This window comes from Roseibium sp. MMSF_3544, assembly GCF_030732845.1.
Taxonomy (GTDB): domain Bacteria; phylum Pseudomonadota; class Alphaproteobacteria; order Rhizobiales; family Stappiaceae; genus Roseibium.
The window spans coordinates 37,211-59,260 of sequence record NZ_JASHKA010000021.1 but is presented as its reverse complement, the minus strand read 5'-3'; the positions used below and the strand labels follow the sequence as shown (position 1 = coordinate 59,260).

General features: G+C 58.7%; 14 protein-coding genes. 12 read left to right on the top strand and 2 right to left on the bottom strand.

Translation table 11 applies throughout. From position 1 onward, the window contains the following. Positions 1 to 44 precede the first annotated feature (44 nt). From RBB47_RS24090 to RBB47_RS24065, 6 genes are all read left to right on the top strand, one after another. Positions 45 to 1,568 carry a UxaA family hydrolase gene (locus tag RBB47_RS24090; protein WP_305988455.1) on the top strand — a complete coding sequence of 508 codons (1,524 nt, stop codon included), beginning with the start codon at positions 45 to 47 and terminating at the stop codon, positions 1,566 to 1,568. Between the two features lie 26 nt (positions 1,569 to 1,594). Further along, positions 1,595 to 2,305: an SDR family oxidoreductase gene (locus tag RBB47_RS24085; protein ID WP_305988508.1), complete on the top strand. Its 711-nt coding sequence runs from the start codon at positions 1,595 to 1,597 to the stop codon at positions 2,303 to 2,305. A gap of 7 nt (positions 2,306 to 2,312) precedes the next feature. Next, on the top strand, positions 2,313 to 3,851 hold the full coding sequence (locus tag RBB47_RS24080) for a sugar ABC transporter ATP-binding protein (protein WP_371932846.1): 1,539 nt from the start codon (positions 2,313 to 2,315) through the stop codon (positions 3,849 to 3,851). Beyond that, complete coding sequence (locus RBB47_RS24075) at positions 3,848 to 4,855, top strand: ABC transporter permease (protein WP_371932845.1); 1,008 nt, start codon at positions 3,848 to 3,850, stop codon at positions 4,853 to 4,855. The genes RBB47_RS24080 and RBB47_RS24075 overlap by 4 nt, the downstream gene beginning before the upstream one ends. A gap of 72 nt (positions 4,856 to 4,927) precedes the next feature. Next, a complete protein-coding gene (locus tag RBB47_RS24070; protein WP_305988454.1) occupies positions 4,928 to 5,872 on the top strand; it encodes an ABC transporter substrate-binding protein in 945 nt (314 codons plus the stop codon). A gap of 68 nt (positions 5,873 to 5,940) precedes the next feature. Further along, a complete protein-coding gene (locus tag RBB47_RS24065; RefSeq protein WP_305988453.1) occupies positions 5,941 to 6,798 on the top strand; it encodes a fumarylacetoacetate hydrolase family protein in 858 nt (285 codons plus the stop codon). A gap of 18 nt (positions 6,799 to 6,816) precedes the next feature. On the opposite strand, the gene RBB47_RS24060 is transcribed toward RBB47_RS24065, so the two are convergent. After that, positions 6,817 to 9,033 carry a CHASE2 domain-containing protein gene (locus tag RBB47_RS24060; protein ID WP_305988452.1) on the bottom strand — a complete coding sequence of 739 codons (2,217 nt, stop codon included), beginning with the start codon at positions 9,031 to 9,033 and terminating at the stop codon, positions 6,817 to 6,819. A gap of 53 nt (positions 9,034 to 9,086) precedes the next feature. Then, positions 9,087 to 13,766 carry a M10 family metallopeptidase C-terminal domain-containing protein gene (locus RBB47_RS24055; protein ID WP_305988451.1) on the bottom strand — a complete coding sequence of 1,560 codons (4,680 nt, stop codon included), beginning with the start codon at positions 13,764 to 13,766 and terminating at the stop codon, positions 9,087 to 9,089. Between the two features lie 389 nt (positions 13,767 to 14,155). Between RBB47_RS24055 and RBB47_RS24050 the strand changes: the two genes are divergently transcribed. The 6 genes from RBB47_RS24050 to RBB47_RS24025 all read left to right on the top strand — a co-directional run bounded on the left by RBB47_RS24050 (position 14,156) and on the right by RBB47_RS24025 (position 21,962). After that, positions 14,156 to 15,460 (top strand): TolC family outer membrane protein, encoded by a 1,305-nt coding sequence (locus tag RBB47_RS24050; protein WP_305988450.1) that lies wholly within the window; start codon positions 14,156 to 14,158, stop codon positions 15,458 to 15,460. Between the two features lie 37 nt (positions 15,461 to 15,497). Beyond that, the gene (locus tag RBB47_RS24045; RefSeq protein WP_305988449.1) at positions 15,498 to 17,711 is read left to right on the top strand and encodes a type I secretion system permease/ATPase; all 2,214 of its coding nucleotides are present in this window, start codon (positions 15,498 to 15,500) and stop codon (positions 17,709 to 17,711) included. Further along, on the top strand, positions 17,698 to 19,005 hold the full coding sequence (locus tag RBB47_RS24040) for an HlyD family type I secretion periplasmic adaptor subunit (protein ID WP_305988448.1): 1,308 nt from the start codon (positions 17,698 to 17,700) through the stop codon (positions 19,003 to 19,005). The genes RBB47_RS24045 and RBB47_RS24040 overlap by 14 nt, the downstream gene beginning before the upstream one ends. 122 nt (positions 19,006 to 19,127) lie before the next feature. Next, positions 19,128 to 19,769 carry a transglutaminase-like cysteine peptidase gene (locus RBB47_RS24035; protein WP_305988447.1) on the top strand — a complete coding sequence of 214 codons (642 nt, stop codon included), beginning with the start codon at positions 19,128 to 19,130 and terminating at the stop codon, positions 19,767 to 19,769. Positions 19,770 to 20,086: 317 nt separating this feature from the next. Continuing rightward, positions 20,087 to 21,628 (top strand): calcium-binding protein, encoded by a 1,542-nt coding sequence (locus RBB47_RS24030; protein ID WP_305988446.1) that lies wholly within the window; start codon positions 20,087 to 20,089, stop codon positions 21,626 to 21,628. 106 nt (positions 21,629 to 21,734) lie between these two features. Beyond that, positions 21,735 to 21,962, top strand: coding sequence for a hypothetical protein (locus RBB47_RS24025; RefSeq protein ID WP_305988445.1), 228 nt, complete (start codon positions 21,735 to 21,737; stop codon positions 21,960 to 21,962). The last annotated feature ends 88 nt before the right edge of the window (positions 21,963 to 22,050 follow it).

Genomic DNA, 22,050 nt, shown 5'->3' with positions numbered 1-22,050 from the left:
CGATCAGAGTTTCAGCTCTGACAGGGGAACGGGAGAGAGGCAGAATGACCGGAAGCGGGTTCATCAAGCTCAGGGCTGACGACAATGTTGTGGTCGCCTTGCGCACCCTTGCCGCCGGGACCGAGCTTGACGGCATTGAAGGCGCATTGTCCGCGCCGGTGCAGGCAGGCCACAAGATTGCCTGTGCGCCCATTCCCAAAAATGCGAATGTGCTTCGCTACGGGCAGGTCATCGGGCAGGCAAAGTCGGACATAAAGCCCGGCGAACATGTGCACTCACACAATCTTGGAATGGAAGACCACAGTCTCCAGAACCATGAGTTTGCCTCCCAGAACACGCCGCTGGCTCCCATCGATCACGAAAGAACATTTCAAGGCTACAGGCGTGCGGACGGCAGGACTGGAACCCGCAACTACATCGGCGTTCTCACCTCGGTAAACTGCTCGGGTTCCGTTGCCCGTTTTGTTGCGGAAGCGGCGGAAAAGACAGGGCTTTTGGACCGGTTCCCCAATGTCGATGGCGTCGTTCCGATTGTCCATGGCACCGGATGCGGCATGTCCGGGGTCAACGAAGGATATGCCGCTCTTTTCCGGACGCTGTCGGGCTATGCGCAGCATCCGAATTTTGCGGGAATTCTACTGATTGGCCTTGGGTGTGAGGTTATGCAGGTGTCCGATCTCGTCGGCGGCCGTCCGATCCGCTCCGACGGTGCCCTCAGATACATGACGATCCAGCAGGAGGGCGGGACCCGAAGGACGATTGAAAAGGCGCTGGCCGAGCTTGAGGGCATTGCCGATATCGCCAACAAAGCCGTTCGCAGCCCTGCTCCTGTAGGTGATCTGACCATCGGCATGCAGTGCGGCGGGTCCGATGGGTATTCGGGCATCACCGCCAATCCGGCTTTGGGATACGCCTCCGACCTGCTGGTGCGCCATGGCGGCACGACCATATTGTCTGAAACGCCGGAGATCTATGGCGCTGAGCACCTGCTGACGAGCCGGGCGGCATCGGCAGCGGTCGGCGAAAAGCTTCTGGAGCGCGTCCGCTGGTGGGAAGACTACACTTCGCGCAACGGCGGCGAGATGGACAACAATCCAAGTCCCGGCAACAAGCGCGGCGGCCTGACGACAATCCTGGAAAAATCGCTGGGTGCGGTCGCCAAGGGCGGGACGGCGCCACTTTCGGGCGTTTACGAGTTCGCCGAGCAGATCGACCGGAAGGGCTTCGTGTTCATGGACAGTCCCGGTTTCGACCCATGTTCGGTGACCGGCCAGGTTGCCTCAGGTGCGAACATTGTCGTCTTCACGACGGGCCGGGGATCCGTTTCCGGCTACAAGCCCACGCCTTGCATCAAGCTCGCGACCAATTCCGACATGTACCGGCGCATGTCCGAAGACATGGATCTCAACTGCGGTGACATCGTCACGGAGGGCATCAGCATCGAACGCAAGGGTGAAGAGCTGTTTGAACTCATGATCCGTGTTGCGTCGGGTGAACAGACAAAGAGCGAGGAACTGGGGTTCGGCGGCGTGGAGTTCGTACCCTGGCAAATAGGAGCGGTCATGTGAGTCGACTTCAGGGAAAAACCATACTGATGACTGCTGCCGGTCAGGGCATGGGGCGTGCCAGCGCACTTGCCTGTGCTGCCGAGGGCGCGCACGTGATTGCAACGGACAAGAATGAAGCCCTTCTGGACGGTCTCGACGGCATCGAAACGCGTGTTCTTGATGTCACCGACAAGGATGCGATTGCGCAGTTGGTAAGTGATCTGCCGGATCTGGACGGATTGTTCAACGTGGCCGGGTTCGTGCATCACGGAACGCTGCTCGACATTTCCGACGAGGATTGGGCGTTCAGCATGGATCTGAACGTGACCTCGATGATGCGGCTCGCGCGCGCTTGCCTTCCGGGCATGCTGCGGCGGGCAGACGCAACAGGATCTGCTTCCATCGTCAACATGGCTTCAATGGCCAGTTCGATTAAAGGCTTTCCCTTTCGCACGGCCTATGGCGCTACGAAAGCCGCGGTCATTGGATTGACCAAGGGGATTGCGGCCGACTTTGTCACCCAGGGCTTGCGGTGTAACGCGATCTGTCCGGGGACCGTGGACACGCCTTCTTTGCGTGGCAGGATCGATGCGGCTCCTGACCCTGTCCAGGCGGAAAAGGACTTCATTGCCAGACAGCCCATGGGACGCCTGGCGGTCGTTGGGGATATCGCGCCCCTTGCCGTCTATCTCCTGTCCGATGAAAGCCAGTTCGTTACCGGTCAGGCCCTTCTGGTCGATGGCGGCGTGACGATCTGAGCGTGGCATGGGGGGAGACGTGGCACCAATTGTGAAAATGACCGGCATCGAGAAGCGCTTTCCGGGCGTGCACGCGCTCAAGAACGTGCAATTCGAGCTGGAGCCCGGCGAAGTTCACGCGCTGATGGGCGAAAACGGTGCCGGCAAGTCGACGCTCATGAAGATCCTCGCAGGGATCTACCGGCGTGATGCGGGCGAATTGCTGATCGACGGACAGAGCGTCGATTTCGACTCTCCGCGCGCGGCACAGGATATGGGGATCGGGATCATTCACCAGGAACTCAGCCTGATGAATGACCTGACCACAGCACAGAACATTTTCATCGGTCGTGAACCGCGCAAGAGTTTCGGCCGGCTCGATGAGGTTGCCCTGAACCGGAAGGCAGCCGAAATCTTTGCGTCGATGAACCTCAGTCTGGAGCCGAAGACGAATGTCGGCAGCTTGACGATTGCCAAGCAGCAGATGGTCGAGATCGCAAAGGCGCTTTCCTACGAGTCGCGTGTTCTGATCATGGACGAACCGACCGCCGCCCTGAACGATGCCGAAATCGCCGAACTCTTCATAATCATCAACCGCCTCAAGGCGGAAGGCGTCGGCATTATCTATATCAGCCACAAGATGGACGAACTGAAGCGGATTGCCGACCGTGTCACCGTCATGCGCGATGGCGAATATGTTGCGACCGTCGGTGCCGCCGACACTCCGATTTCCAAGATCATCGCGATGATGGTCGGGCGGGAAGTCAAGGAAGACCCGGTCGATGTCCCCGACTTGTCTGACGCCGAAATTGCCCTGGAAGTGTCCGGGCTCACGCGCGGCAAGGAAATCCGGGATGTCGGTTTTTCACTTCGCAAGGGCGAGATCCTCGGCTTTGCCGGCCTGATGGGTGCGGGCAGGACGGAAGTGGCGCGCGCCATCTTCGGCGCGGATCCGAAGGACGCAGGTACCATAAGGGTTCACGGAAGGGACATAACTGTCTCGTCACCGCACGATGCGGTTGCTGCCGGCATTGGCTATCTTTCCGAAGACCGCAAGCATTTCGGTCTCGCAACCGGGATGAATGTGCGGGACAACATCGCGCTCGCATCCATGGCAAAGTTCACCAGCCGCAGTGGCGTTCTGAATGACGACGCGATGCGAAAAACCGCGCAGGAGTACATCCGCAAGCTCGGCATCCGTACGCCCTCCGACACGCAGGAAGTCAGGCTCCTGTCCGGCGGCAATCAGCAGAAGACAGTCATCGCAAAGTGGCTGCTGAGGGACTGCGACATTCTGATTTTCGATGAGCCGACGCGCGGCATCGATGTCGGTGCCAAATCGGAAATCTACAAGCTCCTGGAGAGTCTCGCGGCGGACGGCAAGGCCGTCATCGTGATTTCGTCCGAGCTCCCGGAAATCATGCGGCTCAGCCACCGGATCGCGGTCATGTGCGAAGGACGGCTCACCGGCATTCTGCCGGGCGGCAAGGACACAACGCAGGAACAGATCATGCAGCTCGCGACACAGCGTGAAGCGGCCATGCAACCGACGGGGGGGACACCGTGAAAACAGTGGAGGAATCGAAGCCGGTCAATCTGCTTTCGAGACTGGTCGATACGGGAGCGCACCAGAAACTGCTGGCGTTTGCATCTCTTATTGCGCTGCTGATCGCCTTTTCGATCGCTTCGCCGAACTTCATGCAGACGTCGAACATGATCGCGATCCTGCAGGCCACATCCGTCAATGGTGTTCTGGCCGTTGCCGCGACACTCATTATCATCACCGGCGGGATCGACCTCTCGCTCGGAACGCTGATGACATTCTGCGCCGTCATTGCCGGGGTCGTGTTGACGTATGCGGGCATGCCGCTGCCCCTGGGTGTTCTTGCAGCCATCGGTGCCGGTGCGTTTTGCGGACTGTGCTCCGGCACATTCGTCGCCAAGATGAAAATCCCGCCGTTCATCGCCACTCTCGGCATGATGCTGATCCTAAAGGGCCTGTCGCTGGTGATCTCGGGAACACGCCCGATCTATTTCAATGACACGCCGGGTTTTGACCAGATCTCCCGAGGCTCCCTGATTGGTGAGCTTATCCCCGCGCTGCCCATTCCAAACGGCGTCCTGATCCTGTTCCTTGTTGCGATTGCCGCCTCCTACATACTCGGTCGCACCGTGCTTGGACGCTATACCTTCGCGCTTGGCTCGAACGAGGAGGCCGTGCGCCTGTCCGGTGTGAACACGGACGCCTGGAAAATGGCGATCTATGCCCTTGCCGGGGGGATTTGCGGCATCGCCGGCATCCTGATCGCCTCGCGGCTGAATTCGGCACAACCTGCGCTCGGTCTCGGCTACGAACTGGAAGCCATCGCCGCCGTCGTCATCGGTGGAACGTCGCTCTCCGGTGGCCGCGGCACGATTATTGGAACGCTGATCGGGGCACTGATCATGGCGGTCCTGACCAATGGTTTGCGCGTTCTGTCCGTTGCCCAGGAATGGCAGACGGTTGTGACCGGCGCGATCATCATCCTGGCTGTCTATGCCGACATGGTTCGGCGTGGTCAGACCAAATGAATATCAAGAAGAGAACGATTGACGTTCCGAATTTTGAAGAAGCCTGTGAAACGTCTTAGAGGAGGAATTTTCATGTTTTCACGTCGTTTCGTAATTGGCGCAATCAGCGCAGTTGCATTGTCCCTTCCGGCGGCCGCCGTGCAAGCGGATGAAATGTACATTCCGCTCGTCTCCAAGGGTTTCCAGCACCAGTTCTGGCAGGCTGTGAAACTGGGTGCGGAAAAGGCTGCGGACGAGGAAGGCGTGCGCATCACGTTCGAGGGACCGGATAACGAAACCATGGTGGATCGCCAGATCGACATGCTGTCTGCCGCCCTTGCCAACAAGCCGGTTGCCATCGGTTTCGCAGCGCTTGACAGCCAGGCCGCCATACCGCTGCTGCGCCAGGCGCAGGAAGCTGGCATTCCGGTCGTTGCCTTTGACAGCGGCGTCGACAGCGACATTCCGGTCGCAACCGCAACCACCAACAATGTTGCAGCCGCTTCGCTGGCCGCCGACAAGATGGCCGAGAAAATCGGCGGTGCCGGCAAGGTCGCCGTTGTGGCTCACGATCAGACCAGCCGCACCGGCATTGATCGCCGCGACGGTTTCGTGAACCGCATGAACGAGAATTATCCGGACATTGAAATCGTGACGATCCAGTACGGACAGGGCGACCACCTCAAGTCCACCGAAGTAACCAAGGCGATCCTGACGGCCAACCCGGATCTGAAAGGCATTTTCGGGACCAATGAAGGGTCTGCCATCGGTGTCGTGAACGGTGTGCAGGAACTTGGCAAGGACGATCTGGTGATCATCGGATACGATTCCGGCAAGGCCCAGAAGGACGCGATCAAGAACGGCGTCATGGCGGGTGCAATCACACAGAACCCGGTCGGCATCGGATATGAGACCGTCAAGGCTGCTGTTGCCGCTGCAAACGGCAAGGAAGTACCGAATCTCATCGATACCGGCTTTTTCTATTACGATGCTTCCAATATGGATGATCCGGAGATTGCCGCAGTCCTTTACGACTGATTGGCAGCAATTCAATCCGATCCGCCGGTTCGCCGGCGGATCGAGAGCGCACAGGAAAGATCTGTTTCATGAAACTCTTGAGATACGGCCCCGCTGGGGGAGAAAAGCCCGGATTGCTTGATGACGAGGGGCGCGTGAGGGATCTTTCCGCGCAAGTAAATGATATCTCGGGCAGCGCGCTGCTGCCCGACACCCTTTCAAAACTGCAAGCCCTTGACCCGTCGGAATTGCCGCTCGTCGCGGGGCAGCCTCAGCAGGATCTGCGCCTCGGCCCGTGCGTCGGCAGCGTTGGCAAGTTCATCTGTATCGGACTGAACTACGCCGACCATGCAGCCGAATCCGGCCTGGAGGTTCCGCCTGAGCCCGTGGTTTTCGGCAAATGGACGTCGGCAATCGTCGGACCGGACGACGACGTTGAAATCCCGCGTGGGTCGGAAAAAACCGACTGGGAAGTCGAACTCGGTGTCGTGATCGGCAAGAGCGGCAAGTACATCGACGAAACCGATGCCTTGCAGCACGTTGCCGGTTTCTGCGTGATCAACGATGTTTCGGAACGCGACTTCCAGCTGAACCGGGCCGGGACGTGGGACAAGGGCAAGGGCAGCGATACATTCGGCCCGTTGGGACCCTGGCTCGTGACCCCGGACGAAGTCGGAGATTTCGACCAGCTTGGAATGTGGCTGGAGGTCGATGGTCATCGCTACCAGAACGGGTCGACGGCGACGATGGTCTACAAGGTTCCGCATCTCATCAGTTATTGCAGCCGTTTCATGAGCCTGCAGCCGGGTGACGTCATTTCGACCGGCACGCCACCTGGCGTCGGCATGGGACAGAAGCCGCCGGTCTATCTGAAGGGGGGCGAGGTCATGCGGCTCGGGATCGACAAGCTGGGCTCTCAGACGCAAAACGTCAAAAGAGCCGACTGAGCCATGCGGCTCCTCGGCTCACTTGGTTTCGGCAACGAATACGCCGTCCCAGTCGGCCGGCGGCGGTAACGACCGGAACGCTTCTATGCGCAAACGAAAGGTTTCGGCGAGCTGAGCAAGCTCGCCGTCATTGTCTTCCTGAACCTCTGCGCAATGTGACAGGGCGGCCTCCCAGTCCTGGTTCCGGTAGCTCTGCAACATTTCTTCAAAGCTTGCTTTTCGTCGGATGAATTCCTTGTCCAGCGCAAGGTCCATGTCGCCCAAGAGGCAATAGATCCGCTCCGGCTCCTTCTTGCCTTTCACCTGGATCAGGTCGGCTTCCACCATCGCGAAAAGGCCCATTGTCCTTTGGGCGGTCCTGTCGCCAATCAGGATCGTGACACCATACGTCTTTGTCTGTCCTTCCAGCCGAGCGGCCAGATTGACCGAGTCGCCGAGCACTGAGTAATCGAAACGGAATTCCGATCCCATATTGCCGACGACGACATCGCCGGTGTTGATACCGACACCCACATTCAGCGGGAAAAATGCGCCGCCGCCTGCGTCGGATTCCTGCTTTCGCTCCACGTTGATCGCCCGCATGCGCTTGACCATGAGAAGCGCTGCTTCACAGGCGTGAATTTCCTGTTCGTCATCGTCGAGCGGGGCGTTCCAGAAGGCCATGATGGCATCGCCCATATATTTGTCGATCGTGCCGCGTTTTTCCATGATGCCGTTGGAAAGGGGCGTGAGAAACCGGTTCATCAGGGTGGTCAGACCCTGCGGATTGTCGGCGAAACTCTCCGAGATCTTGGTGAAATTCCGGACATCCGAAAAGAGCATCGTCATGCGGCGGCGCTCGCCGCCGAGCGTCAGGCTTTCCGGGTCTCTGGCAATCTGCTCGACATAGTCTGGCGCAAGGTATTGACCAAAAGCCGACCGGATTTCCTGACGCTGGATTTCTTCGCGGCGGTAATTGATGAAGACCAGAAGTAGGAACACGCACAGGCTCGCAAACAACGGATAGCCGGCATCAAGAAGCAGTTTCTCACTGGAAAACAAGTACCAGCTTCCCGCAACCCAACTGGCTGCAAGAATGAATCCGAAAGCCATGACTGGCAACGCGCCGAGGATCGGGACCAGCAAGATTGTCAGCAGTGAGAGCACCGTCGTTGCCACGAGTTCGGCGCCGAGTGCGTAGTTCGGCCGTGTCAGAAACGACTGGCTGAGAATGTTCTCCAGGATCTGTGCGTGAACCTCAACACCGGGCATGGTCGGGTCGAGTGGCGTCGCCTTCAAGTCAAGCAATCCAGTGGCGGAAGGCCCGATCAGGATGAGGTGGTTCTGGATCTGAGCGAGATCGAAGTTGCCCGTGGCGATGTCAGAGGCGGACACATAGCGTTCGCCCATTGACGGCGTATAGTGGACCCAAATCCGCCCGTTTCGGTCGGTCGGAACTTCGACGCCGCCGACAACAAGGCCACTGATGCCTGCTTCATCGCTCTTGACGGCAAATGCGTTTTGTCCGGTTGCGACCCGCAGGAGCTCAACGCTCAAGGCGGGTTGGATCTTGCCGTCTGCCACGGCGGTGAGCGCCGCGCGCCGAACGATTCCATCCGGATCCGGGTATATGGAGAACAATCCTTTGCCGGCGGCCGCGTCTTCGAGCACCTGAATGTTCCGAAGAAGCTTGGGATATTCAAACATGTAGGCTGTCGGATCGGGGCCGAGTAGCGCGACTGGTGTCTGGCTCTGCTCCGGCCGGTCGGTTTCGACAAAGTCGACACCGCCCGCCTGACCGACAACAACCCGCATGCGGCGCATCGTGTCGCTCATGATCTTGTCGGTGCTCGGTAGTGCTGCCAATTCTTTGCTGACGTTCTCGCTCAGGCCGCTGATGGACTTGCTGTACTGATCCGGCGACAGCCGGTCTGCCTCCGGAAAAACGATATCGAAGGCGACCGCAATGCCACCGGCCTGCGCAATGTTCTGGAGAATGCTGGCCAGCGTCGACCGGGCCCAGGGCCATTGGCCGAGTTCGGCAAGGCTTTTCTCGTCGATATCGACAATCGTTACCGGGACGTCCTGATAGTCGCGGGGCTTGAGGACCTGATAAAAATCGAAAGTTTTCAGGCGCACCAGTTCAACGACGAGCGGGTCGAGCACCCGCACGGCCAAAAGAACAAACAACAGGAGAGTTGCCGACAATCGTGCGACACCGAAGACGGAATTCAGTTTTCTGAAAAGACGTTTCATCAAGCCCAGGTGTCAGCGGATCGAAAGGCCCGGTGCGTTACCCGGTCCATACCCTAGGCAACCACATTATCGGTTGACTGGACACCGTTATTTGAAAACACAAAGTCAATAATCCCCCCGGCCTCAACAGATTGAAGCACGGCGACGTCCCTGAAATCAGATCCATTCCCTGAGCCGTCCTTGTCAACGCTGACGATGGCGTCATCGCCGTCGCGTTCCACCTGAATGTAGTCAGAGCTTTCGGCCGGGGTAAAGTTGGCATCGAGAAGGGAAGACAGGTCCAGCCGGTCTTCACCGGAGCTGAAATCAACGATGATATCGGCATAATCATCGTGAGACAGGGCGAATGTGTCGGCACCAGCACCGCCGATCAGTATGTCGAACCCGGCACCGCCGTCGAGCGTGTTGGCAAGGTCATTGCCGATCAAGAGATCGCTACCGGCACCACCAATGGCGTTTTCGATCGATGTTCCCAGAGCAACACCGATGTTGTTGGTCATGCCGTTGACCGAGGAATAGGTGCCCGGGTTGAGGTTGATGATCGAAGGCGTGTCCCAACCGGAGAAGTCGAGCGTATCGACACCGGCAGCATCGTAGATCGTCAGGACCGGATCAGCGTTGGCTGCAAAATCGTAGGTGGAACCTTTTTCCGTGCTGTTGAAACCGTAGACCGTGTCACCGGCGCGCGTTTCCGTATTCACCCCGTAGGCAGCCTGAACGGCAGCAATGTCTTCAATCATCGGGGTTTGAGCGTAGATCCAGGTCCCACTTTCGTTCCACCAACTAACGCCCGAGGTATCCGGCGTGACATAAGAGATGACGCTTTGAGCCTGAGTTACGCCGCCGGCCGCTTGTTCCAGGCCAATCGCATGGCCCGTTTCGTGAAGCAATGCGTGGAAGCCATAGCTGCCGGCGTCCGGTGTGAGCGTTTCCGCGAACTCCGGATTGGTCGCGACCGTACCGATGCCATCTGCACCGAAATACTCAGCGAAGGAGACGTCTGCCGAGTTGAGAAACCTGACCGTGGCAATGTCGCCGACGCCTGCTTCGGCGATCGTCAGGTTGGACACCTCTGCCCACAGAGACAGGGCAGCAATGGCAGCAGCCTGTTGCGCGGGGGTGTAGCTGGTCAAAGCCGTTGCCGCCGGAGAGATCGTGGGAAAGGCATACGTCACCAAAGACCCCGGAAGCGGCGTGGGAAGGTCGACTGCGGTTCCTGTTATCGGCAAGTCGGCCGGGACGGTCGTTGTACTTGGTCCGCTCTGATCGGCAACCGGGTCGTAGGTCAGCGGGTCGCCATCCAGAAAGCCGCCTGTGCCAACAACACCGACGGATGCCCATGCCGTGCTGAAGCCGCCATTGCCGTCGGTGATGGTGTATTGAAACGAATCCGTTTCCGTTTGCCCGGGCAGCAGAAATCCATAGTTTCCTGTTGAGCTGTCAAAGACGACGTTGCCATTCACCAGAGTAACGGTTGCACCAAGAGCGCTTGTCGGCGCGACGCTGAACAAATCGAGGCTGTCGCCTTCCGGATCGGTTGCATTTTCCAGAAACTGAAGCTGGTCGAAGGTCTGGCTGTCTCCTTCGAGCACACCTGTGCGGATTATGCCGGCTGTTCCGATTGCGATACGGGCACCGACAACGCCGCCTTCAGTCGTGTCTTCGCTGCCAATCTTGAAGACAATCTTGTATTCGCCGGGATCAATGATGTCGACGGTAAGGTTCTTGGTGGTGCCTGCTTGCTCAAACGGCGTGTATTCGTAAAAAACCTCTGTGATTTCATTTGTTTGCTGGTTGATCAACTCGGCAGAGACGATTGCCGCGTCACCGTTGAGCACGGTTGTTCCGGCAAATGTGCGATACTCGAAAGTGACGATGTCACCTGCAAAAGCGGTGAAGGCCTGACTTTCGAGCGACGGACCAAACACGGTGCCACCGACGTTGTCCTGATCCAGCCTTCCCGAAAAACTTACGTCGGCGACATATGAATCGCCCGTAATGAGCGTTTCGGAAGTGTCGATCGTGAACGCGTTTTCATAGTTGGACAGCGGCAAACCATTTGGCACAGGTCCGTCTATCTCATTCCACTCTGCGTATCCGTTTTCGAAGCCGCTGTTGTTCGTGACATTGGCGACCAATGCAAAGTTATTGGCAACCGGCGGTTCGTTGCTTCCATTGATGGTGATCGTAACGTCCTGGTTCGCCGATGTTCCGTCGGCAGCTTGCGCTTCGACACCGAACGTTTTCACAATGACATCGTCGCCGCCGAGATCTTGAGCTGCGGCGTTGTCCAGCTGAAATTGCCAGTTTCCCTCCTGGTCGATCGAAAAAGGCCCGAGATCGTCCTGGATCGTTTGCTCAGTGAACAATACGGGCAGATCCGATGCGTCGGCGTCCGTCGCGGTCAGAAGGCCCGAGGCGACGAGATCGCCGTCTTCCTGCACTGTGCCACTGAGGTCGCCGGCAATCATCGGCGCATCTTCTGTACCGGTGATTACGAATTCTATGACTTCGCTGTCGACGCCGCCGGCGTTGTCGTCAACCGTTATCGTGTAGGAGAAGGTGATCGTTTCACCGGGAGACAGGAAATCGAGATCGGCGGTGGTGTCGAAGCGCCAGCTGTTGCCGTTCTGCAGATCAAGGCTGAAGCCAGCCAGCAATGTCGCAGCAAGGCCAGGCGCAACGGAGCCAAGATCGCCGCCATTCCAGACAGGTGTCCCATTTGAAACGAAACTGACAGTGTGCGTGTCCTGCTCGTCCACATCGCTTATTGCAATTGTTCCGGTCTCAAAGAGCTGCTGGTTCGAGGCGTCTTCCGCCTCGACGAAGCCGATTGGCTGTGACACCTCAAGGTCCGGGTCGTCGTTTTCACCGGTCACCGTGATTGTGACGATGGCCGGTTCCAGCGAAACGAGACCGGTGCTGTCCACCACGAAATATTCGAAGGTGATATCTTGCGTGGCCCCGGCGGACAGGCTTTCGAATTCGCCATTGGTGTCGAAAGAAAACGTTCCGTCGTTGAAGACGGTCAGTTCGCCGAGCGCCGGTTCCGTAAAGGACTCAAGCGCGAGAGTGTCGCCCGGGTCAGGGTCTTCGCCAAGAAAAGGCGTTGGCAGCGTGGTTCCGCTCTCAGTGACATTGACGGCAATATCGAAAGCCACTGGAGGGTCGGGAACAGGCTCGATCGCAATGGGAAGGTCGGCTTCAATACTTGACTGCCCGAAGCTCACGGTGATGTTCAGGCCACCTTCTTCAGCGTTCGGCGAGGGGGTATAGGTCAGGCCGGAAAGGGCAGCGTTAATGTCCGCTTCGCTTCCGGTGAACGTCATCTGTTCGTCGTTGAAGCCATCGCCAAGCGTGAATGTCAGCCCGTCGACCGAGGCAAGCGTGATTGTGGAACGCGCTATGATCGTGACCGTGCTGACGCCGTCTCCCGGGACTTCGATTGTCAGGCCGGTAATGTCAAACGACTGATCCTCAAATGTGATCGGCGTTGTCGGCGGCAGGAACAGAGCCAGATCGTCGCCCGGGGGAAGCGAAGACTGGTCATCGTCGTTGTTGTTGTTGTTTTGCGGCGGGGTCGAGGACCCGCCCGGGGACTGGAAAGAGTCCGATGGTGTCGGCGCACTCGGGGCCAGGAGTTCAAGGCCGCTCTCGTTGTTCTGCGCTTCGGAACCGTCACCACCCAGTCCGCCGTTCTCACCGCCAAGCGGGGAAAGGTCCGGATTTACAGGCTCGATCGGAGGACCGGCATCGGTCTGGTTCGGCTCATCGTCCTGCGACCCGTCACCGTCATTGTTGTTGGATTGACCCAGCCCAGCATCCCTGTAGGCATTGAATGCCTGTTGAAGCTGGTTTTGTTCGACACTGATATCGCCCGGGGACTTCGGGGTCACGACGGGCGTTGAACCGATCGACTCAACCAAAGTGGTGCTATCTGTCGTGTCCACAGTGCCGAGCAACTGGCCGGTCAGCCGGTCGAAGAGCTGATAGGATCCGAGCGGGCCGTCGGGGTCAACAGACAGGCCGAACCTGGTTGCCCCGTTCACGGCATCGATCTGGACGATCGGTGTTGTTCCGCGAATGCCCATCGTGGCGGTCGGCGTCTCAACGCGCATGTCGCCGGTGGGGGCCACTTGTCCGGTTACGAAAACGAAACTGCCCTGCACCAGGTTCATGACCATGGAATTGTCGGAACCGTTCGGTGAATAGACCAGTTCGTCCAAAACCATGCGCGCGTCAGCAGAAAGCGAGAACAGCGTCTCGTCAACGAAAACGATGATGAGGGAAGAGTCCCCACCTGTCTGGACGACGTCGCCCTGAAACACCGGGTCGCCGGTTGACAGCGTGACCGTGGTCCCGTCCGTTCGCTGGACGGTGACCTCGCCCGATGCGGTCTGGACGTTGCCTATCGGTGCGCCTGCAAGGCCGGAGCCTGCCTGCGCATACTGGCCCGGTGCAACTGGTCCGGCCAGACGCGCCACCGTGTCGCCATCGAGCATGGCGCCGTTGGAGGTTAATAGATTGGGCAGGTTGTCTTGAGCGAAATAATCGACAATTCTCAGCGTGCCGTGGTCCGGGTGACTGATCTGCAGGTCGGAGCCCAGGCGCGCGTAATCACCGCTGAAGACGAGCTCAGCATTCGGCAGCGGCGCAGCTGCGTCCGTGGCCGATACAACCAGCGCATCTGCTGTACCCGACGCTATGTTTTCGGCATACGAAATGCTCGACACGACCCACGCTCATCAGATGGTTAAAAAACTGCAGTAAAAGCGGTCACTAAGACTATCAATGGCAGTAACACTTTTTTAACAAAAAATCTTTGCTGCGTCCAAATAAACTGCGGTATGGTTATTGAGTGGGTTGAAAAATATACGAATCTTTCCGAGTTGGACGACGAAGGTGACGTTAAGTAAGATAATTGCAGCAGGTAGAGGCGGGTTCAGTTAGATTTATTTGTTGGTGTTGGGCAGGGTAGATGTTGTGCAGTGGTAAGTTGAGGCGCGTATGCGGAGGGTTGTCTTTTGGCCTTTTGCAATTGATCATACGTAGATCAAGCGATTTATACTTTTTGTTGCTTACTGCCGTTTCTGCAAGTCTTCTGATCTCCGAAGCGCAAGCAATGTCACTGGAGGAGGCGGTTACACGTGCCGTCACAACCAACCCGCAAGTGCTGGCTGCCGCGGCCAATCGGCGATCAGTCGATTCGGAGTTTGACCAGGCGCAGGGTGCCTATCTCCCCAAGGTGGATCTGGAGGCGTCGTTCGGCGCACAGTTTATCGACAGGCCGAATTCACTCGAAGTGACCGAGAATCGGGAATGGCGGAATGCCAGAGACGCCACCTTGATCGCAAGGCAGGTGTTTTTTGACGGGTTCGCGCGGGCCAACGAGATTTACCGCCAGTCTGCGCGGGTCGACGGGTCTGCCGCCAGGGTCATGGAGCGCGCGGAGCTGATCGGTCTCGACGCGACCGAAGCCTTTCTCGATGTCTTCCGCCATCATCGGATCCTGCGGGCTGCGGATCTGAATGTCCGCGAACACGTGCGGCTGCTGGGGATCGTTCGAACCAAGGTCCAGGGTGGGTCGGCCACCGAAAGCGAATTGCGCCAGGCGGAAGAACGGGTTGCAGCCGTTCACGCGGTGCGTGCAGATGTCCTTCGGGAACTCGGCGCCGCCAATGCGCGGTTTCAGAACGTTATCGGCGTTGCGCCGCCCGCTCTCAAAACGCCCCGGCGGCCGAAATCCCTGCCACAGAGCGAGGCAACAGCCATTGCGACCGCGCGCGGCAATCATCCCTCGCTGCGGGCCGGTACAGCCGACGTCGATGCGGCAACCGCCGATTTCGACAAGTCCCAGTCGCTGTTTCTTCCGAGTGTGGGTGTGGAAGGTGTCGCCTCGGTCGGAGAAGATCTTGATGGCACACCGGGCCGGAACAATGAATTTGCCGTGCGCATGACCATGTCGTGGAACCTTTTCAACGGGACCATCGATACGAGCAAGCGGCGCCAGCTCGGAGAAAAGGTCACCGAAAGCAAGATGCAGCTCGATCAGCTTCGACGCACGGTCGACGAAAGCGTCCGCAGATCCTGGAGCGATATCGTTGCCAACGACATTCGTCTCAAAGCCCTGAAGGAACAGACTGTTGCGGCAGACGCAGTGATCGCGAGCTACGAGAAGGAATATGAAGCCGGGCTCCGCGATCTTCTCGACCTCCTGATCGCGCAGAATTCAGCGTTCACCTCGCACGTGCAACTGATCAGCTCGGAAACCATAGCTGTGTTTTCCCGCTATCGTCTTCTTGCTTCCACTGGTAGCCTGCTGTCATCCTTCGGTGTTGCAGCACCGCCTGAAAGTCAGACGGGACCCGGGGAAGTTCCCTGGTTCGTGGGGTCCAGGGGACTGATCGAACCGCTGCGCAAGTGGTGAGACGGCAAACGTGGACGGCAGGGAGCCTACAGTCCGATTGGAAAGTCACCTTAGTGGTACCGAAAGCGGCGACGAGGCGTCTGATAACGCTGACGGTCAAGCCGGTGTGTCCAACGGCCTTCTTGAAGCCCTGATCCAGATTGCCCGGTATCACGGACTGGTCGCCAACAAGGCGGAGCTTTCCCGCGGTCTCCCCATGACAGAAGGCGGTTTGCCGGTCAGCGGTCTGGATGAAGCTGCGCGCCGGCTGGGTCTGGTGGTCCGGATCGAACAGCGTGATCTGTCTGCGGTTCCCAACGTGACCCTGCCGGTCATCATGCTCGTGGAAGGAGAACCTGCGGTCGTGGTTGAGAAGATCGACCGCGAACGGGGAATGGTTCAAATCCAGGGCGAAGCGCCGAGCGGGATCCGGGAGGTGGAGACAAAAAGCCTCATCGGGCCGAAACTGCCGGTCGTCGTTTTCGTCAGTCTGGCGTCCCGCAAGACCGAACGGGATTTACCAGCTGAAACACCGAGGGACTGGTTCTGGAGCGCTGTGCGCAGGTTCTGGCCCAACTATACGCAGGTCGTTGTCGCGGCCTTGATCGGCAACCTGCTGGGGCTGGCCAGTCCCTTGTTCATCATGAACGTCTACGACCGGGTGATCCCGAACCTGGCCATTCCGACGCTTTGGGTTCTGACGCTCGGCGTTCTGATCGCGTTTCTTTTCGATTTTCTCTTCAAAATGCTGCGCATGCAGATCGTTGACGAGACCGGCCGGCGTGTCGATATGGCTGTCGCCGGGAGGCTGTTCGACCACTTCCTGAGGCTCAAGATGATCGGCAGGCCGGCGTCGACCGGCGCAGTTGCCAACCAGGTCAGGGATCTGGATTCCGTGCGCGACGCCTTGACCTCTTCAACGGTCATTGCCGCGACCGACCTTCTGTTCATCGGTATTTTCGTCTGGGTGATGTGGTTTTTGGTCGGTCCGCTCGCCTGGGTGCCGGCACTCGCGGTTCCGATCGTCATTGCGGTAACAGGCTGCGTTCAGATCCCGCTCTCAAGAGCGCTATCGGAAAGCCAGACCGATGCCGCGCGGCGGCAGTCGGTTCTTGTTGAAACCGTGTCTTCTCTGGAGACGATCAAGGTCAGCGGCGGGGAAAGCTGGTTTCGCCGGGCGTGGGACAGGGCCGTTGCCGCCGCCAGCCGTTCGACCACGAAGGCGCGTTACTGGGCCAACATCGCCGCATCCTTTACCGGCGTTGTCTTCCAATTGGTCTCGATTGTGATCGTGGTCTGGGGTGTGTTCCTGGTCCTGGAGGGCAGGATTACGGTCGGAGCCCTGATCGCGGCGAATATTCTGGCCGGACGCGTCCTTGCTCCCCTGAACAATATCTCCCAGACACTGGCGCGATTGCTCCATGCCCGAAATGCGCTGCGTAGTCTCGATGCCCTCATGAAGTCGGAAACGGAAACGGGAACGACCTCGCGCGATATCGCCTCTTCTGCCAATGGCGGGATTACCTTCCAGAGCGTTTCCCTGACTTATCCGGGAGGCGGTGTGCCGGCACTCGACGGCATCAGCTTTGCCGCCGAGGCGGGCGAGAAGATCGGCATTATCGGGCGTGTCGGATCGGGCAAGAGCTCGCTGGTTCGAATTCTGTCGGGATTGTACGAACCGCAAAGCGGAACCTATCTCCTCGGCGGTATCGACACCCGGCAGTTCTCGGCTGCCGATGTGCGCGCAACGGTTGGCCTGTGTCTTCAGGATGCCGAACTCTTCACCGGAACACTGCGCGAAAACATTCTGATCGGTGCGCCTTATGCGTCTTCGTCCGATCTTGAAAGGGCCGTTCAATTGGCCGGCGTCGATTTCTTTTCCGCACGCCATCCCGACGGGCTGGACATGCATATCGAAGAGCGTGGCCGCAGCTTGTCGGGTGGACAGCGCCAGGCCGTTGCCCTTGCGCGATGCCTGATCAGATCTCCCAAGATCATCTGTCTCGACGAACCGACCGCATACCTGGATATCATGTCGGAACGTCAGCTCTGCGACCGTCTGCGCCAGATTGCCGGCGAGGGGATAACGCTGTTCATTGCAACGCACCGGGACGGGCCGCTCGATCTTGTCGACCGTATTCTTCTGCTCGACAAGGGCAAGCTCTTGATGGACGGGCCGAAGGATGTCGTGGTCGCACGGCTGAAGGCAGGTGCGCAGGCCGGATACAAGGCGCACTCCACTGGTACGGGAGGCAGCCGTGCCCCGGGTTGACGAGGACTTCGCAAACGATGTGCGAGCTGCACTCGATCGACGCAGCAGTGCCAGTGTCTGGGGACTGCTGCTCGCCGTGCTTTTGCTGTTCGGCGCGTTGCTGGTCTGGGCGTATTTTGCCGAAATAGAGGAAGTGACGACGGGTGACGGCAGGGTCATTCCTTCCAGCCAGATCCAGGTGGTTGAATCCCTGGAAGGGGGACTCGTTGCGGAAATTTTTGTCAGGGAAGGCGACGTCGTCGAGGCCGGCGAACCGCTGATCCGGATCGACGATACGGATTTTGCAGCCGATCTCGGAGAACTGGAAAAGCAACGTGACGCGCTGCAGATCAGGGCGAAACGTCTTGACGCGGAAGCTTTGGGCAATCCTCTCGTCCTTCACGGAGACGAGCGGGACCAGCCGGTGGCTGCGCGCGAACTGGCCCTGTTTGATGCCCGGGAGACCGCCCTGAAGCAGGAATTGTCGGTCATCGAGCAGCAGCTTTCACAGCGGCAACTGGAAAAGGTTGAGCTTGAAACACGGCTGGCCAGCGTTCAGCTGTCCTCAGGGTTGCTCAATGAGGAACTGGATCGGGCACGGGAACTCTCCGAAGCAGGCGCCTTTCCGAAGATGGACCTGTTGAGGCTTGAACGTGAGGCGCAAGGCGGCAAGCTTGAAGTCGAGCTTCTGAACGCTTCCATCCCGCGGTCGGAAGCCGCGATCACGGAAGCTTCGGCCCGTCTGGAAAGTGCCGTTCTGGGGTTTCGTGCCAAGGCACATGAAGACCTCACGCAGACTCTCAACGAGCTGACAATCCTGGATGAAACAATCAAGTCGGCGCAAGACAAGGTCAGGCGCACCGTGCTGAGGGCACCGGTGCGCGGCATCATCAACAAGTTCTCGGTGGCGACCATCGGTGCTGTTGTTTCACCCGGTGAAAGCATTTCGGAAATCGTGCCGCTGGACGACACGTTGCTGATCGAGGCACAGATCCGGCCGCAGGATGTTGCGTTTCTGTTTCCCGGTCAGCCGGCCCGCGTTCGCGTGACCGCTTATGACTTCACGGTCTATGGAGACCTGCCCGGAGTGGTCGAACGCATCGGTGCCGACACCATATCCAATGAAGATGGTGAAACCTTTTACCGGGTTATCGTCCGGACTGACCGGAACTGGCTCGGCTCCGAAAGCAACCATTTACCAATAATACCGGGAATGGTGGTAAGCGCTTCTATCTTAACCGGCAATAAAACAGTGCTCGACTATCTGTTGAAGCCAATAATAAAGGCGCGATCGGAAGCTTTAAGAGAAAGATAACCAAGTATCGACGCGCCTGAACAGGGCAGATGTCGATGCGTATCTTTTGCGACCTTCGGTGGTCACTTGCGCGCGCGTGTATTTTGCTAATTGCCGTTTGGTCCGGTTTCGGAGCAACGGCCATGGCGGCAGAGCTTAAGCGCGCAGCTCATATCGTCAATCACGTAACGGCGGCAAAGGCGGCCGGCCGTACGGGCGATGCGTTCCAGACTGTTGCGCTGACCGGACCGACGTCAAAACTGACACGCCGATCAGACACGGTCCTTGCACGGCGCTGGGCAATGGCGAGGGCGCGTTTGGTGGTTGAAGCTGACTGGCTTTCGTCCTGCGAAAGAGGTGCCTGCAGGGATCCGCGGGCCGCGACATGGCTGAAGACGGTCTCGCTCATCCGCTCCGTGCCGCACCTGGAACGGCCGGCGCTGGTTCAGAAGCTCTTTTCCCGCCGTATCAGGTATGAACGGGACCCGTCATTCGACGATCACTGGGCAACTCCGCTCGCAACGCTTCTAAGGGGCGCCGGTGATTGCGAAGATCATGTGCTGCTTAAGCGGGCGGTCCTGATGGCTGCCGGGTATGGCGACACCGACACGCGGCTCCTGATCCTGCGAACCGCGTCGGGAGCAGGTCATATGGCACTGGAAGTCGATGGCCCTCAGACACTTGTTCTCGACAACCGCTATCGATACCCGACGAATACCCGATCCATGACCGGCGACCGGGTTGCGGCGATTGCCACCGGACAGGGCTATTTTACGCTGAACTGACGGCACATCAGAACGTGTTCCTGAAACGCTGCCTGACCGGCCAGCCGCACGCCATTGCCGATGCTTTCAGTCCTAGCCACTGCCAGTGCTGCCCGTAGAGCGGCGGCTTATGTCTGTTTCGTATCAATCGTTTCAGGTTTTGCCCGCAACGCGACGACTTAGGTACAATCTTTACGCAATTCCTTCCCGCGCGATGCCTGGCAGACACGTTGCCAACCGATATAGGCCCTGTGGTTCAATGGGGTCGTTCTCAAATGCTCCAGCCACGTTGAAACGCTTGCGGCAGCAATCCGCACAACGCTGGAAGGCATAGGTAAATGGCACTGAGACATGCAACGAAGTTCAGGTGGAAGTCGAAATTTGAAGCGCGTGAAACTGATCGGCGCGCCCGCGACGGCAAACAGGACAAAGAGACTGACGCGCACATAGAACACTTGGATTTTGAGGACGCGACCGCAGACGGGTCTCGCAGGGGTCAGGAACCCGGCCGATTCGATACCAGCGGGAGCGTCGGTCGGCAAGACAATGACACCATAGAGACCTCGCGCCTGCGAGAAGAGGTTCAAGAGATTGCGGAAGAACGCAGCGCGGCCTCGGAAGAATATGCTTCTGCCGCGACGGACGCTGTCTGGCTGGGTCGATCCGGTATAGGCGGCAGCTTTGTCTCCGGATTGTTGCAGACTGCCCAGTTTGTCGGTTTGCCGGGCAGCGGCCTGATCCAGAACCCCTGGTGGGACGTTGCCGAAATTGTGCCGATCAATATCTGGGTCGACTGGAACGGGGACGATTTCTTCAACGGCACAAACGGCAAAGACATCGCCTACGGCCTTTGGGGCGACGATGACATTTTCCTGTTCGATGGCGCCGACACGGCTTACGGCGGCTTCGGCAACGATCTCATACAGGGCGGGCGCGGCGACGATGCGCTTTACGGACAAGTCGGTAACGATGTTCTTGTCGGTGATGTCGGCGACGACATGCTGGACGGCGGTGCCGGCAACGACAGCCTGAAGGGCGGGCATGGCAAGGACTTCATCCTCGGTGGCGACGGCAATGACCGGATCGAAGGAAACGGCGACCGGGACTGGATCTGGGCGGGTGAGGGCAACGACCGGATTGAGGGCGGCAGCGGCGACGATCAGATCATGGGCGAAGACGGCCGCGACCTGATCTTCGGCGACGACGGCGACGACAACCTGTTTGGCGGATCCGGCAACGACGACATTGAAGGCGGCCTCGGAGACGACACCATCCATGGCGGCACGGGCAACGACCTGCTTCAAGGCGGCCTGGGAAATGACTCGCTTTATGGCTCCGTCGGCAACGACCGGCTGTTCGGGTTTTTCGGAGATGACTACCTTGATGGCGGTTCCGGCAACGATGAACTGGACGGAAGCTCCGGTGACGACACGATCCTCGGCGGTGAAGGTTCAGACATCATCTCCGGCGGATTTGGCAATGATATCATCAACGGCGGCGACGGCATCGATCACATCACCGGTGGTCAGAACGGCGCAGGAACGCTTGGTGACACCATGGCCGGTGGCGCTGGCGTTGATGCGTTCTACTTCAGTCCCGGTGACAGTGGTGGCGCGTCCAGTGCAGTGGATCTCATCGAGGACTTTGTTTCCGGAGAAGACCTGCTTGTCATCCAGGGTTTTGCAGCCTCCTACATGGGCGAGCAATCCGGCTTTTCCAATGCGCCCGGGGCAGAGGTTTATTTCGAACACACGCAGCGTGATGGTTTCGGTGACGTCACCAATGTGCATGTCCGCGACGACGGCGACCTTGTCGGTGACATGTCGTTTTCGCTGCTTGGCCATATCGCGCTTTCGGAGAACGACTTCTTTCTTGTCTGATTGAAATCATTCCAGGTCCTGTGGGCGGCAGGAAACCCTGCTGCCCGGACCGCATAGTCCCGCCAAACGTGTCGGCGGGCCCAAAGAAAAAGAGGTGAAACGCAACATGAAAGCCCACGGATCCTTTGCGGCGGCGCTAACAGCCCTGACGATGGGTGCCGCTGTGGTCATGTTCCAGCCTGGGTCGTCATTTGCTGGCGACCGGATCGTGGAATGCATGGACGGGACGGTTTTCAATCTCGATCCACGGAGTGCGATCAGCGGCAAGGCCGCTTGCACCGGGCATGGCGGGGTCAGGGCTTCTTCGGTATCAGAACCGCCAAGAATTGGATGAGGCGACAGGGTGGTATCAAACGCGAAGCTGTCGCCGCAGCAAGCAGGACTGAACGGCAAAGAAATCCCCGCAGCCGGTTACAGCCGCG

Bases quoted from the DNA above. Each gene is read 5' to 3' on its own strand.
- RBB47_RS24085 (WP_305988508.1), top strand. From the start codon at position 1,595: ATGACTGCTGCCGGTCAGGGCATGGGGCGTGCCAGCGCACTTGCCTGT.
- RBB47_RS24080 (WP_371932846.1), top strand. From the start codon at position 2,313: ATGGGGGGAGACGTGGCACCAATTGTGAAAATGACCGGCATCGAGAAG.
- RBB47_RS24050 (WP_305988450.1), top strand. From the start codon at position 14,156: ATGTCACTGGAGGAGGCGGTTACACGTGCCGTCACAACCAACCCGCAA.
- RBB47_RS24025 (WP_305988445.1), top strand. From the start codon at position 21,735: ATGAAAGCCCACGGATCCTTTGCGGCGGCGCTAACAGCCCTGACGATG.
- RBB47_RS24065 (WP_305988453.1), top strand. From the start codon at position 5,941: ATGAAACTCTTGAGATACGGCCCCGCTGGGGGAGAAAAGCCCGGATTG.
- RBB47_RS24030 (WP_305988446.1), top strand. From the start codon at position 20,087: ATGGCACTGAGACATGCAACGAAGTTCAGGTGGAAGTCGAAATTTGAA.
- RBB47_RS24060 (WP_305988452.1), bottom strand. From the start codon at position 9,033: ATGAAACGTCTTTTCAGAAAACTGAATTCCGTCTTCGGTGTCGCACGA.
- RBB47_RS24090 (WP_305988455.1), top strand. From the start codon at position 45: ATGACCGGAAGCGGGTTCATCAAGCTCAGGGCTGACGACAATGTTGTG.
- RBB47_RS24070 (WP_305988454.1), top strand. From the start codon at position 4,928: ATGTTTTCACGTCGTTTCGTAATTGGCGCAATCAGCGCAGTTGCATTG.
- RBB47_RS24035 (WP_305988447.1), top strand. From the start codon at position 19,128: ATGGCGGCAGAGCTTAAGCGCGCAGCTCATATCGTCAATCACGTAACG.